13 protein-coding genes are annotated in these 12,033 nt (G+C 73.2%); 3 read left to right on the top strand and 10 right to left on the bottom strand.

Annotated elements, in window-relative coordinates:
* Nucleotides 1-38: 38 nt before the first annotated feature.
* On the top strand, nt 39-902 hold the full coding sequence (locus tag ABZT74_RS14125) for a phosphatidylinositol-specific phospholipase C/glycerophosphodiester phosphodiesterase family protein (protein ID WP_356434906.1): 864 nt from the start codon (nt 39-41) through the stop codon (nt 900-902).
* 105 nt (nt 903-1,007) lie between these two features.
* Nucleotides 1,008-1,199: a hypothetical protein gene (locus ABZT74_RS14130; protein WP_355866964.1), complete on the top strand. Its 192-nt coding sequence runs from the start codon at nt 1,008-1,010 to the stop codon at nt 1,197-1,199.
* A 54-nt stretch (nt 1,200-1,253) separates the two neighbouring features.
* Here the strand turns inward: ABZT74_RS14130 and ABZT74_RS14135 are convergent, their stop codons facing one another.
* From ABZT74_RS14135 to ABZT74_RS14170, 8 genes are all read right to left on the bottom strand, one after another.
* Nucleotides 1,254-2,483 (bottom strand): phosphodiester glycosidase family protein, encoded by a 1,230-nt coding sequence (locus ABZT74_RS14135; protein WP_356167852.1) that lies wholly within the window; start codon nt 2,481-2,483, stop codon nt 1,254-1,256.
* A gap of 75 nt (nt 2,484-2,558) precedes the next feature.
* Nucleotides 2,559-2,930, bottom strand: coding sequence for a DUF779 domain-containing protein (locus ABZT74_RS14140; RefSeq protein ID WP_356167855.1), 372 nt, complete (start codon nt 2,928-2,930; stop codon nt 2,559-2,561).
* 290 nt (nt 2,931-3,220) lie between these two features.
* Nucleotides 3,221-4,291, bottom strand: a complete 1,071-nt coding sequence (hypE, locus tag ABZT74_RS14145) for a hydrogenase expression/formation protein HypE (RefSeq protein ID WP_355866955.1) — start codon at nt 4,289-4,291, stop codon at nt 3,221-3,223.
* The gene (gene hypD, locus ABZT74_RS14150; protein WP_356434909.1) at nt 4,284-5,402 is read right to left on the bottom strand and encodes a hydrogenase formation protein HypD; all 1,119 of its coding nucleotides are present in this window, start codon (nt 5,400-5,402) and stop codon (nt 4,284-4,286) included. Before hypD ends, hypE begins: the two co-directional genes overlap by 8 nt.
* Nucleotides 5,399-5,737 (bottom strand): HypC/HybG/HupF family hydrogenase formation chaperone, encoded by a 339-nt coding sequence (locus ABZT74_RS14155; protein ID WP_355866949.1) that lies wholly within the window; start codon nt 5,735-5,737, stop codon nt 5,399-5,401. Before ABZT74_RS14155 ends, hypD begins: the two co-directional genes overlap by 4 nt.
* Before the next feature lie 13 nt (nt 5,738-5,750).
* The gene (gene hypF, locus ABZT74_RS14160) at nt 5,751-8,111 is read right to left on the bottom strand and encodes a carbamoyltransferase HypF (RefSeq protein WP_356434912.1); all 2,361 of its coding nucleotides are present in this window, start codon (nt 8,109-8,111) and stop codon (nt 5,751-5,753) included.
* Nucleotides 8,108-8,983: a hydrogenase nickel incorporation protein HypB gene (gene hypB / locus ABZT74_RS14165; protein ID WP_356434915.1), complete on the bottom strand. Its 876-nt coding sequence runs from the start codon at nt 8,981-8,983 to the stop codon at nt 8,108-8,110. Before hypB ends, hypF begins: the two co-directional genes overlap by 4 nt.
* A complete protein-coding gene (locus ABZT74_RS14170) occupies nt 8,967-9,404 on the bottom strand; it encodes a hydrogenase maturation nickel metallochaperone HypA (RefSeq protein WP_356434918.1) in 438 nt (145 codons plus the stop codon). The genes hypB and ABZT74_RS14170 overlap by 17 nt, the downstream gene beginning before the upstream one ends.
* An 85-nt stretch (nt 9,405-9,489) precedes the next feature.
* Here ABZT74_RS14170 and ABZT74_RS14175 point away from each other — a divergent pair, with 85 nt between their 5' ends.
* A complete protein-coding gene (locus ABZT74_RS14175) occupies nt 9,490-9,930 on the top strand; it encodes a helix-turn-helix transcriptional regulator (protein WP_356167866.1) in 441 nt (146 codons plus the stop codon).
* 97 nt (nt 9,931-10,027) lie between these two features.
* On the opposite strand, the gene ABZT74_RS14180 is transcribed toward ABZT74_RS14175, so the two are convergent.
* Nucleotides 10,028-10,588 carry a hydrogenase maturation protease gene (locus ABZT74_RS14180; RefSeq protein ID WP_356434921.1) on the bottom strand — a complete coding sequence of 187 codons (561 nt, stop codon included), beginning with the start codon at nt 10,586-10,588 and terminating at the stop codon, nt 10,028-10,030.
* Nucleotides 10,585-12,033: a hypothetical protein gene (locus ABZT74_RS14185; protein WP_356434924.1), complete on the bottom strand. Its 1,449-nt coding sequence runs from the start codon at nt 12,031-12,033 to the stop codon at nt 10,585-10,587. Before ABZT74_RS14185 ends, ABZT74_RS14180 begins: the two co-directional genes overlap by 4 nt.

Consider the following 12,033-nt stretch of genomic DNA (forward strand, 5'->3'; position numbering starts at 1 on the left):
CCCTGAGGTCCCGTACGGCCCCTCAAGGGAGGCAGAGCATGGCCCTCACCACCCGCCGCAGAGCCCTCGGCGCCCTCGGCGCCGCCCTCGCGAGTTCGGTCGCGCCATTCGCGTCGCGGGCCCTGGCCGCCGACGCCGAGCCCCGCACCCGACCCCTGTGGCGCGCCCACGCCCACAACGACTACGACCATCCGCGCCCCCTTCGCGACGCCCTCGACCACCGGTTCGGCAGCGTCGAGGCCGACATCTACCTCGTGGGCGACCAACTCCTCGTCGCCCACGACCCGGTGGACCTCGACCCCACCCGCACCCTCGAATCCCTCTACCTCGCCCCGCTGGCGGCCCGCGTCCGCGCGCAGCACGGCTCCGTCTACCGGGGCCACCGCGCCCCGCTCCAGCTCCTCGTCGACATCAAGACCGAGGGCTCCTCGACCTACCGCGAACTCGACCGCCATCTGCGCCGCTACCGGCACCTGTTCACGACGTACGCGCACGGCCGGGTGCGGCCCGGACCCGTCACCGCCGTGATCTCCGGGGACCGCGCGGCCCGGGCCCCCATGGAGGCGCAGACCGTCCGGCACGCCTTCTACGACGGCCGGCTCACCGACCTCGGCAGCGCCGCGCCCGCTTCCTTCGTTCCGCTGATCAGCGACAACTGGACGCTCAACTTCGGCTGGCTGGGCGAGGGACCCTTCCCGGACGCCGAACGGGCGAAGCTGCGCACCATCGTGTCCACCGCCCACCGGCACCGGCAGAAGGTCAGGTTCTGGGCGACGCCCGACGTGGCGGGCCCGGCACGCGACGCCCTGTGGCGCGAACTCCTCGCCGCCGACGTCGACTACCTCAACACCGATGACCTGGGCGGTCTCCAGGAGTTCCTGGACGCCCACGACCGTCCGTAGAACACCACTCGTTCGGCGGACACGTCAGCCGCCCGGACGAACTCCCCGCTGGGCCACACTTGCGGCCGAACGCCGCGAAAGCGGACGTGGCGGAGGAGGTTGACGATGGCCATTTCCATCTCTGCGGTGCTGCTGCTCCTGGTGCTGGCGGTGATCTTCCTGCGCAACGGGCTGAAGGTCTCCCACGCACTGGTCTGCGCCCTGCTGGGGTTCCTGCTGGCCAGTACGAGCATGGCGCCGACGATCCACAGCGGACTCACCGCCACCGCGGACATCGTCGGCAGTCTCACGCCGTGACGCTCCGGGGCGTGCACCGGCGTGCCGCCCCGGAGTCGTGGTCGTGACGGTGCCTCACGGGCGGGAGAACACCCCGATGCCGTTGGGTACGGGGCGTTCCGCGCCGCCGGTCGGGTGGTTGAGGACGCTGACGGAACCGGAGCCCGCCTGCCGGGCGACCATCGTGGTGGACCCGCCGCCGTCCAGGCTGAACGCGTCCTGTGATCCCAACTGCCGCATCGCCGCTGTGACTTCGGCGATGGTGAGTCCGCTGCGGAACTCCGGGGCGCCGTCCAGGGCGAGGAGCTGCAGCCGGTGCCCGTGGTCGGAGAAGCCCACGGCGGTCCGTACGGCCGAGGTCCTGTCGTCCAGGCCCGGCAGGGGTACACCGCCGGTCATCATCGGATAGCCGCCCACCGCGAAGCGGTACGGCACCCGGGACGACCCGGCCACCAGCCTGTGCCGGACGAGGACGCGTTCGCCGACCGACAGCGTCCGCAGCAGCCCGGCACCCGTCTCACGGCCCACCAGGACCGTGGTGTCCGGCGCGATGCCGCCACTGCCCGGGGTGTCGGCGACGGCCACGACCCGGCCGCCCCGGACCGTCACCTCGTAGGTGTCGGTGCTGCACGGCGCGGCGCGCTCGGTGTCCGTCCCGCAGGTGGCGCGCAGCCGCGAGACGCCGCCCCAGTCCGAGGTGAACGCGCCGACGGAGCCGACCGGGAGCGCGTACTGGTTGAACCCGCCGAGCGGCCAGGTGCCGTCCTGGCTGCGCACGGATCCGTCGAGGTCCAGGCCGTCCAGCCGCGCCCGGCGGTCGACGCCCACCCCGAACACGTCCTCGGTGTGGGTGCCGGGCGGCAGGGCGGGCCCGAACCGCTGGCCGTCCGGAACCGCCGCCTTGAGCGCGTGACCGCTCGCGATCGCGGGTCCCACGGTGGCACCCGTGGCCTCGACACCCGGGTGCTGAGACTCCTCGATGTCGAAGAAGTCGCCGTTGACCCCGGCGACGGCCCCCTGGTCGCCGGCCAGTCGGGACACGGGCTCCCGCGACGCCACGGCGCCGGGGTGCAGCAGGTCGACCCGCACGTGGGGATCGCGCAGGTCGACGGTCAGGACGTGCGCGTGCGCCACGCCCTTCGCGGCGGGGATGTCCAGCTGGCTGTACTGGACCCCGGGCGCGATGGTCCCGGTGTCCTCCGCGCCGCTGGCCGGTGCCGCCCCCACCAGGGCCGCACCGGCCAGCGCTCCGCATGCCGTGAAGACCGTCAGTGCCGATCTGAACCGTCCGTCGCGACGCGTCACTGTGCCCCCTGATGTCTCGTCAACTTTCCCAGGACTCAGGGGGATTGCACCAGAGGACGGTGCCCGTGCCGGTGGCTAGCGGCCGACGACCCGGGAACGGATCAGAAAACGCACTCCTTCGGGTGCTTCGAGGGAGAAGCCGCTGCCCCGGCCCGGCACGACGTCGACGGTGAGGAGCGTGTGGCGCCACAGCTCGTACTGGCTCTTCGACATCCAGAACGTCACCGGCTCCTCGACGCCCTCGACCTCCAGCTCTGCCAGCAGCACGTCGGAGCCTCCGGTGCGGAACTCGCCGGCCGGGTAGCACATGGGCGCGCTGCCGTCGCAGCAGCCGCCCGACTGGTGGAACATCAGGGGCCCGTGCAGGCCGTGCAGCCGCCGCAGCAGGTCGGCGGCCGCGGGGGTGAGCCCCACGCGCGCGACGTCGTCGTCCTTGTCGTCGTCCATCGGTACTTCCCGTCGGGTGTCACGGCTCGGCTCGCACGGCTCGTGCGCAGGGTGCGGGACCGCGCGCCGGGCGACCCCCGGCGCGGGCCGAGGGACCAGCACAGCACGGGGGACGTTGCGACGAGGTTGCACTCACGGGATGCGCACGGGATACGAAGAGCCGGCCCCGGTGACGCCCGCGAGGGTGCGGGTCGTCACCGGGGCCGGCCAGGGCGTGCGCTGTTCGGGGTGATCGGCCCGGGTGATCGGTCCGGGCGTGGGGACGGTGGCGGGTGAGCGGGTGTGCCCGGTCAGCAGATGCGCGGCAGTTGCTCGCCGAGCGGCATGTCGACCACGCGGGTGCCGCCCAGACCGGTGGCCGCGACGACCATGCCGGGGTGTTCGGGAACGCAGTGGCCGATCACCACGGACTCCTTGCCCAGCGGGTGCGCGCGCATCGCCGCGAGGACGGCGTCGGCGTGCTCCGGCGGCACGAACGCCACCAGCTTGCCCTCGTTGGCGACGTACAACGGGTCCAGACCGAGGAAGGCGCAGGCGTTGGCGACCGTGTCGGGGATCGGCAGCGACCGTTCGTCGAGCGCGATGCCGACGCCGGCCGCCGTGGCGATCTCGTTGAGGGAGGTGGCCAGGCCGCCCCGGGTCGGGTCGCGCAGTACATGGAGGTCACGGCAGGCGGCCAGCATGTCCGCGACGAGTCCGGCCAGCGAGGCGGTGTCGCTCTGGATCTCGACACCGAACTCCAGCCCCTCGCGCACACTCATGATGGCGACGCCGTGCACCCCGATGGGCCCACTGACGACGACCACGTCGCCGGGTGCCGCACGCTGCGGGCGGATGTCGACGCCGTCCGGGATCAGGCCGATCCCGGCGGTGTTGATGAAGATGCCGTCGCCGTGCCCCGCGTCGACCACCTTGGTGTCGCCGGTGGCGACCACGACGCCCGCGGTGCGGGCGGCCTCGCCGAGAGCCTCGGCCACCCGGCCCACGACGGACAGTTCGACGCCCTCTTCGAGGATGAACCCGCAGGACAGATAGGCGGGTACGGCCCCCGCCATGGCCAGGTCGTTGACCGTCCCGTTCACGGCCAGGTCCCCGATGCTGCCGCCGGGGAAGAACAACGGCTGTACGACGAAGGAGTCGGTGGAGAAGGCGAGCCGGGCGCCGCCCATGTTCAGGTGCGCCGAGTCGCCGAGTTCGGCGAGCACGTCACCTCCGAACGCGGGGGCGAACAGGTGCTCCACCAGTTCGGCGGAGAGTGTGCCGCCCCCGCCGTGCCCCATGATGATCCTGTCGTGGTCGCGCAGCGGCGCGGGACAGGTCCAGGACGAGAAGTCGACCGGAGCCGACGCGGAGTCAGCCAACGGAACTCGCCTCCTTGTCCGGGGTCTCCAGCCGCCGGTACAGGTAGTACGCGGCACACGCGCCCTCGCTGGAGACCATCGTCGCGCCCAGCGGGTTGCGCGGGGTGCACTCCTTGCCGAACGCGGCGCACTCGTGCGGCTTGATGAGCCCCTGGAGCACCTCGCCGCTCCGGCAGACGGTCGACTCCTGCGTGTCGATGCCGGTCACCGAGAAGCGGTGCTCCGCGTCGTACTCGCGGTACTTGGGCGACAGACGCCAGCCGCTCGCCGGGATCATGCCGATCCCGCGCCAGGCCCGGTCGGTCACCTCGAACACGTCCGCCAGCATGGCCCTGGCCGCGGGACTTCCCTCGGCCTGCACGGCCCGCGGATAGGCGTTCTCCACGGTGTGCTCGCCCGCCTCCAACTGCCGTACCGCGCGCCGGATGCCCTCCAGGATGTCGAGCGGTTCGAACCCGGTCACCACGATCGGCACCCGGTGCTCCTCGGCGAGTTCGGGGTATTCGGCCATGCCCATCACCGTGCAGACGTGCCCGGCGGCGAGGAAGCCCTGGACCCGGCAGTCCGGCGAGCGCATGATCGCGTCGATGGCCGGCGGTACCCGGACGTGCGAGACCAGCAGGCTGAAGTTGGCGATGCCCAGCTTCTTCGCCTGGTAGACGGTCATCGCGTTGGGCGGCGCGGTCGTCTCGAAGCCGATGCCGAAGAACACGACCTGTCGCTCGGGGTTCTCCTGGGCGATCTTCAGGGCGTCCAGCGGCGAGTAGACGACACGTACGTCCGCGCCCTCGCTCTTGACCTTGAACAGGTCGCGTCCGCTGCCCGGCACGCGCAGCATGTCGCCGAACGAGCAGAAGATCACGTCGGGCCGGGAGGCGATCTCCAGGGCCTTGTCGATGATCTCCAGCGGGGTCACGCAGACCGGGCAGCCCGGTCCGTGGATCAGCTGGATCTCCTCGGGCAGGAGCTGGTCGATGCCGTGGCGGATGATCGAGTGCGTCTGACCGCCGCAGACCTCCATGAGCGACCAGGGCCGCGTGGTGATGGCCCTGATGTCGTCGAAGAGCCGTTTGGCGAGGACCGGGTCGCTGAACTCGTCCAGGTACTTCATGGCCGCGCCTCCTTCTCGACGCCGTCCGCGGGCGGCAGTCCGGTTCCGGCGGGGCGTTCGGCGCCGGCGTCGCGGGCGGCCTTGCCCCACGGGTCGCCGAACTCCTCCTCCAGCACTCCGAGGTTCTCGAACAGTTCCAGGGTCTGCTTCGCCGACTCCTCGTCCAGCCGCTGCAGGGCGAACCCGACGTGGACGATGGCGTAGTCCCCGACCTGCATGTCCGGCACGTACTCCAGACACACGTCCTTGACGACACCGCCGAAGTCCACCTTGGCCATCCGCGTCGCGTCGCGTTCCTCGATCTCCAGCACTCGGCCGGGTACGGCCAGACACATGACGCGCTCCTCGCTAGTCCTGTGCTCGGGCGGCGACGATCAGCTGCCCGAGGGCAAGACCGCCGTCGTTGGGGGGAACCCTGCGGTGCCGCAGCACGGTGAAGCCGTCCCGTTCGAGGACGGTGCCGCAGCCCTCGGTGAGCAGCGCGTTGCAGAACACTCCGCCGCTGAGGGCCACCGTGCGGATTCCGGTGCGGTCTCGTGCCACCGCGCACACCTCCTGGACCAGGGCGACCACCGCCCGGTGGAACCGGCGGGCCACCGGCCCGGCCGCGACCCCGTCGCGGACGTCCGCCGCGGCGGCGGCCAGGACCGGACCCGGATCGGCGATCAGGGGCGCCGCGGGGTCCTGGCGGTCCGTTCTCAGGATGAACCGGTACGCGTCGTCGCGCTCGTCGTCGGCCGGCGGGCCGGTCAGGTCGCCCAGCGCCGCGTTCTCCAGCTCCATCGCGGCCTGCGCCTCGTACTCGACCCGGTGGCGGATCCCGGCGAGCGAGGACACCGCGTCGAACAGGCGTCCCATGCTGGAGGTGGGCACGCAGTTGAGCTCCCGCTCCAGCTGCCGTTCGAGCAGTCGGCGCTCCTCGGGTGTCGCGGCGGCCGCGCACGGCAGCTCGTCCGTCCAGGGCAGGCCGGCCGCCCGCAGATGGGACAGCGCCATCCGGTACGGGTTGCGCACCGCCGCGTCGCCGCCGGGCAGCGGCACGTACCCCAGATGGGCGAACCGCCGGTATCCGTCGTAGTCGGCGAGCAGCACCTCACCGCCCCACACCGCGCCGTCGTCGCCGTATCCCGTCCCGTCGAAGGCCACGCCGATCACCGGTGCCGAGCCGTCGAGACCGTGCTCGGCCATGCAGGAGGCGACATGGGCGTGGTGGTGCTGCACGCGGCGCAGCTCCAGCCCGCGTGTCTCGGCGGCGCGGACCGCCCACCGGGCCGAGCGGTAGCCGGGATGCCGGTCGGCGACCAGCAGGCGCGGCGCGACGTCGGTGAGGTCCGTGAGGTGTCCGGTGGCCCGTTCGAAGGCGGTCAGGGTGGCGAGGTCGTCCATGTCCCCGACATGCGCGGACAGCCAGGCGTAGCGGCCGTCGCCGGCGCAGAAGGTGTTCTTCAGGTCGCCGCCCACGGCCAGCGCCGGCAGCACCGGGACCGGCAGCGCGACCGGGAAGGGGGCGTAGCCGCGCGACCGGCGCACGGGCAGCTCGGCGCCGGCGCAGACCCGGACCACCGAGTCGTCGCAGGGCACGTGGATCGGGCGGTCGTGGGTGAGCCAGGCGTCGGCCAGCCCCGCCAGCCGGGTCAGTGCCTCCTCGTCGTCGGTCACGATGGGCTCGCCCGAGCGGTTCCCGCTGGTCATGACGAGGACGGTGGGGCCCGGCGGGTCACCCGGCAGACCGAGCAGCAGGCGGTGCACCGGCGTGTACGGGAGCAGGAAGCCGAGGTCGGGGCTGCCGGGCGCGACCTCCGCCGCGATGTCGTCGGACCCGGCGTCCCGCCGCCGCAGCAGGACCACCGGCTTGCGCGGCCCGCGCAGCAGCTCCTCCTCGACGGGCCCGAGGTGGGCGAGGCGCCGGACGGTCCCCACGGAGTCGGCGAGCACGGCGAAGGGCTTGCCGCCGCGGTTCTTGCGCTTGCGCAGGGCACGGACGGCGGCGGTGTCGCCCGCGTCGCACGCCAGGTGGTAGCCGCCGATCCCCTTGACCGCCACCACGGCCCCCTCGGCCAGCAGCCGGCGGGCCTCGGCCAGCGCCTCGGCGTCGCGGGGCGCGCGGAGGTCGCCCGGGCCCGTGCGCAGCGTGAGCCGGGGACCGCACGCGGGGCAGGCGATCGGCTGGGCGTGGAAGCGCCGGTCGGCCGGGTCGGCGTACTCACGGGCGCAGTCCGCGCACATCGGGAAGTCCGCCATGGTGGTGCGGTCCCGGTCGTAGGGCAGCGACGTGACGACGGTGAAGCGGGGGCCGCAGTGCGTGCAGGTGATGAACGGGTGCCGGTGGCGCCGGTCGGCGGGGTCGGCCAGCTCGCTCATACAGGCGTCGCAGGTGGCGGTGTCGGGGGAGACCAGCGTGCGGCCCGGGCCGCCGGACGAGGGGCGGATGGTGAACACCGAGCCGTCGTTCTCCAGGGGCACGGCACGTTCCTCGACGGACTCGACCACCGCGAGCGGCGGCGGACGGGTCCCGATCAGGGCGCAGAACGCGGCCACGGCCGCCGCCGGGCCCTCCACCTCGGCCTCGACACCGCCCGCGTTGTTGGTGACCCAGCCGGACAGGCCGAACTCCTCGGCGAGGGTGTACACGAACGGCCGGAAGCCCACGCCCTGCACGACCCCCGTCACGGCGACGTGCCGGCGCTCGCGCCCCGGAGGCCCTTTCACGGCGCGTTTCCCCGTGCCTCGGCGGGGACCGGCGCGGCTCCGGGCGCCCGGTCGTGCCGGTGTTCCCCGCCGGGGGCGGGTCCCCGCCCGCCGCCGTCGCCGTCGCCGTCGCCGTCGCCGTCGCCGTCGTGGGTGTGCGGGCCGGTTCCGTCGCCGTGGTCGTGACTGTGCAGGTACCGCTCGTGCTGCCGGGCCAGGACGGGGACGTGCGCCTCCTCGCCGTCCGCGGCGCGCAGGACGTGAGCCAGCAGGGCGTCCACCCCCTCGCCGGTGCGGGCCGAGGTCTCCAGGACCGGCACTCCGGGGTTGACCTGCTCGACACCGCGCAGGAACGCCTCCCGGTCGAAGCCGACGGCGTCCGCGATGTCCGTCTTGGTGATCACCACCAGCTGCGCGAGGCCGAAGGCCGTCGGGTACTTCACCGGCTTGTCCTCGCCCTCGGTCACCGACGCGAGCGCGATGCGCAACGTCTCGCCGAGGTCGTACGAGGCGGGGCAGACGAGGTTCCCGACGTTCTCGACGAACAGCAGTCGCGTCCCGTCCGGCAGCCAGCCCTCCAGCCGCCTGCGGAGCATGCCCGCCTCCAGGTGGCACAGGCCGTCGGTGAGGATCTGCTGGACCGGGGCGCCCGACCGGGCCAGCCGGGTCGCGTCGTTCTCCGTCGCCAGGTCGGCGGTCACGGCCGCGGCCGGGGTGCCGCTCGCCACCGCCCGGGCCAGCAGCTGTTCGAGCAGGGCCGTCTTGCCGCTGCCCGGGCTGGAGAGCAGATTGACCGCCACCGTGCCGCGGTCACCCAGATAGCCCCGCAGCGCCAGCGCGTTCTCGTCGTTCCTCGCCAGCACGGCCTGATGCAGATCAACGGTGCGGCACATGGCCCGCCTCCTCGTCGCGTGTCGGCAGCCCGGCCGCCGCGGGCCGTGGCCCGTCCTCCGCGCTCTCCGCGCCCCGCGGCCCGTCGGCGAGGACCACCCGGACGATCTCCAGCTCCCGGCCGCCGAGCAGGGTCAGCGTCGCCCCGCACGCCGTGCACCAGAGCACCGGCGGCATCCCGGTCGGCGCCTCGCGGCCGCAGTTATCGCAGCGCCCGCGCCCTTCGACAGTGTCGATCAGCAGCCGGGCCCCCGCCAGCGAGGTCCCCTCCGTCGCCAGGGTGAACGCGAAGTCCAGCGCCTCGGGCACGACCCCCGCGAGCTCACCGATCCGCAGGGTCAGCGACGCCACCGCACGTCCCTGGTGCCGCACGGCCTCCTCGACCTGCTCGACGACGGCCACGGCGATCGACAGCTCATGCACGGCCGTCACCCCCGGTGACGACCGTCCCGTCCGGCGCCGCTCCCGGGTGGGTGGCGAGCGCGCCGCTGGCTACTCTGAGAAGACGATGACTGGCCACGAGGTCGAGCGACGCGCGCTGCTGACCCCGGTGCTGCTCCTGCTGTTGGCCGAACGCCAAGGCCATGGCTACGAGCTCGTTCAGCGCCTGGGCGCCTTCGGCTGTGCCGAGGCGGATCCGGCCCACGTCTACCGGCTGCTGCGGGGCATGGAGAGCAGCGGCGAGGTCACCTCGCACTGGCACGCCTCGGAGAGCGGTCCCGCCCGCCGGGTCTACGCGATCACCCAGCAGGGCGCCATGAACCTCGCCCTGTGGTTCGTCCGTCTCGGCGACCTCCATGGCACCCTGCACCTCTTCCTGGAGCGGTACGTGCAGCTCGACGGCGTCGCCGGACGTCCGGGCCGCGGCCGCGGGGGCCCGGGTGCCGCCGGCGCCGATTCGCCCGGTCATGAGCGCACGCCGGATCACATGCGTCGCATGCGCAAGTAGCGGCGGATGTCCGACAGGTTCCTGGCGACCCCGTAGGCCACCACGAGCCCTGCGGCCACGCCGACCCATGTCCATTCCATGCCTGCCTCCATCGTCGTCAGCTTCCTTGGGGTACGGCGCTGTCGCGGCGCACCAGGTCCAGCACCAGGTCGGCGGCGGCGTCCACGACCGCGGCGACCGGGGGCGTCAGACCCATGCCCTCGTCCGTCGCGCCGGGTTCGCAGCCGATGACGTACACCGCGTCGGGAAGGGTGCCGCCCGCTCCGGCGTGCAGGTCGTGCAGCAGGGCCAGCACGGTGGCCGGGTCCATCGCATGGGTGTCCAGCGGGCCCGGTCCGGGCCGCTCCGAGGGGGGCTCGGGGCCGATGTCGATCGTGTAGAGGGTGCCCGGCGTGCCGCCCCGGCCGACGAGATCGACCAGGACGAGGGTCCGGTAGCCCTCCAGCAGGCGGTAGGCGAGGTGCACCCCGCGGATGCCGACGTCCATCAGCTCGACGCCGGGCGGGAGTTCGGGCATGCGCGCGGAGAGGCGCCGTACGGTCTCCACGCCGAACCCGTCGTCCTGGAGGAACACGTTGCCGACGCCGGCCACCAGCACCCGCCCGGTGCCGTCGGGCTCGGACGCGCCGGCCGGTTCCGTGTGCGCGGGTCCGGTCACGGCGCCACCCCCTTCCCGTCCTGGAGCTCGTCCCTCAGCGGAACCACCTCGTCGGGCTTGAAGTAGAGGAAGCGGCCCTGGGCGCGCCGCAGGTCGGTGCCGGGGTCGTCGTCCACGACGACGGCGAGGTGGGTCTCGCCGTCGAGGTCGCCGACCACGGCCTCGACCGTGGCGTGCCGGCCGACGAGGAAGGAGTCCTGGGCGTCGGAGCGCCGGGCGCCGGGTGTGAGCCGGACCCTGCTGCCGGCCTGTACGGTCTCGCCGTCGATGACCACACCGGCCGGCACCTCCGGGCCCTCGGGATCCCGTGCCGGGTCCCACCAGGGGTGCCCGGGGCCCTCCGGCAGACTGAGCCCGCTCTCCGGACCGGCCGGCGACTCGCCCGGAGCGTCCTCCCCGGTGACGTCGCGCAGACCCCGGATCGCCCCGTGCAACCGCTCCCGGACGGCTTCCGGCATCTCGTCGACGAGGTCGATGACCTCCGCGGCCCGCGCGTCCGTGCCACGGGCCTCGCGCTTCTCCCGCTCGGTGAGCGCGGCCGTGCGCAGCGAGAGGATCTCGTCGATCTCGGTGGCGTCGTAGAGGGGGCCGGGGCTCTCGTCGGCGACGGCGGGGTGGTCCTCCAGGATGATCGGCGAGGACAGCATGACGTCCTCGGTGCCGGGAGGTCCCGCGAGCACCGGCCAGGTGTGGTCGTTCGAGCAGCCCGCGACGAGCGGCCGGGCCCACTCGGGCGGGTCGGTCAGTGACAGGAACCGTCCGCCGGGCACACCGAGGAGCAGATGGGCGCCGATCATGCTGTGGGCGAGGGCCGTCTCCCGGTCGGTCCCGGCGCCCTCCTCCGCGACGGTGGTGTTGTGCACGCTCACCGTCAGCCGCAGCACCCGGTAGGGGCCGGGCAACTCATCGGTCCGTGGACGCAGTTCACCGGTCAGCCGCTGCCTGCGCCGTACCAGCCGTCCCACCGTCCGGCCCTCGGCGTCGGTCACCGGCTCGTGCTCGACGGCGGCCGGAAGGTCGAACCGCACCGCGTGGGCGGTGGCCTGATCCCCTGTCATCTCGGCGAACGTCTCGTGGACCAGGACACGCTCTTCGTGCCCTTCGTCCCAGGGCACCAACACCCGGTCGGCCAGCTCCAGTTCGGGTACCTCGGTGTAGCCGCCGTCCGGGTCGAGCCGCTCGACCGTGCGTCGCCGGACGTGCAGGAAGCGCAGTTCGGCGTGGAGCCGGTCGCCGTCGCGGGGCTCCAGCAGGCACTCGGTGCGCTGGACCGCGTGCTCCCCGGTGCCGGCGGTCCAGGCAGGCGGCACCAGAACACCGAACTGCCAGCGCAGTTGGTTCTTCGCGGCCGAGGCGCGGTAGGGATAGAGGACGTATCCCTCGAACAGCACCGCGTCCGCGACCGCGCGGGCCTGCTCGAAGCCGTACTCCAGAGGGTTCCTCAT

The organism is Streptomyces sp. NPDC005302 (assembly GCF_040607345.1).
Taxonomy (GTDB): Bacteria; Actinomycetota; Actinomycetes; order Streptomycetales; family Streptomycetaceae; genus Streptomyces.

Coding starts and splice junctions, on each gene's coding strand:
- hypB (WP_356434915.1), bottom strand. CDS start 8,983: ATGTGCCGCACCGTTGATCTGCATCAGGCCGTGCTGGCGAGGAACGAC.
- hypD (WP_356434909.1), bottom strand. CDS start 5,402: ATGAAGTACCTGGACGAGTTCAGCGACCCGGTCCTCGCCAAACGGCTC.
- ABZT74_RS14140 (WP_356167855.1), bottom strand. CDS start 2,930: ATGGACGACGACAAGGACGACGACGTCGCGCGCGTGGGGCTCACCCCC.
- ABZT74_RS14130 (WP_355866964.1), top strand. CDS start 1,008: ATGGCCATTTCCATCTCTGCGGTGCTGCTGCTCCTGGTGCTGGCGGTG.
- ABZT74_RS14125 (WP_356434906.1), top strand. CDS start 39: ATGGCCCTCACCACCCGCCGCAGAGCCCTCGGCGCCCTCGGCGCCGCC.
- ABZT74_RS14155 (WP_355866949.1), bottom strand. CDS start 5,737: ATGTGTCTGGCCGTACCCGGCCGAGTGCTGGAGATCGAGGAACGCGAC.
- ABZT74_RS14185 (WP_356434924.1), bottom strand. CDS start 12,033: ATGAGGAACCCTCTGGAGTACGGCTTCGAGCAGGCCCGCGCGGTCGCG.
- ABZT74_RS14175 (WP_356167866.1), top strand. CDS start 9,490: ATGACTGGCCACGAGGTCGAGCGACGCGCGCTGCTGACCCCGGTGCTG.